The organism is Psychrobacter sp. 1Y4, from assembly GCF_051847555.1.
Genome location: NZ_JBPYDE010000789.1, coordinates 1 through 616, shown reverse-complemented (window position 1 = coordinate 616; position 616 = coordinate 1). Strand labels below are relative to the sequence as shown.

The window sequence follows — 616 nt, the reverse complement described above, 5'->3', positions numbered from 1 at the left end:
ACCATTATTCTTTTATGCAATAAGCGCAGCTAGCAACAAAATGATATAATGACGCAACTTTTTATTTGCCACAATAGACCGCTCACCCTCATGATGAATGAGAGCGTACTCTAATGCCGCCAAGTTTTGGTTTGCTTATCACTATAAACCAATATACAAAACGGCTGTCTCAAATTATGATCAAACAATAAAAAACAGTGATCCAATCAAAGCGATCACCCAAGTACATATTTTAAAATATAAATAAGGATACCTTATGTCCGCGACGGCCATGTCAAATGCTAACTTTATCACTCAAGTGACCACGCTTGCCGATTGTGTCGGTCAAACGCCACTGGTTAAACTGCAGCGCCTACCTGAACAAGAGCATATCGAAAATGGCGCGACGTTATTGGCCAAATTAGAAGACAATAACCCTGCTGGCTCTGTAAAAGATCGCCCTGCTTTTAATATGATTTATCAAGCGGAACAGCGCGGTGATATCAAACCCGGCGACACATTGATTGAAGCCACTAGTGGCAATACTGGCATTGCATTAGCCATGGTCGCGGCGATGCGCGGCTATCCAATGACATTACTGATGCCAACCAACTCTACTCAAGAGCGCAAAGATGCC

General features: G+C 42.9%; 1 protein-coding gene. It reads left to right on the top strand.

Features of this window, described 5'->3' with window-relative positions:
* Nucleotides 1-256: 256 nt before the first annotated feature.
* Nucleotides 257-616, top strand: a 360-nt coding sequence (locus tag ACS8FC_RS18895) for a pyridoxal-phosphate dependent enzyme (RefSeq protein WP_439297920.1), incomplete at its 3' end; no start/stop codon positions are given.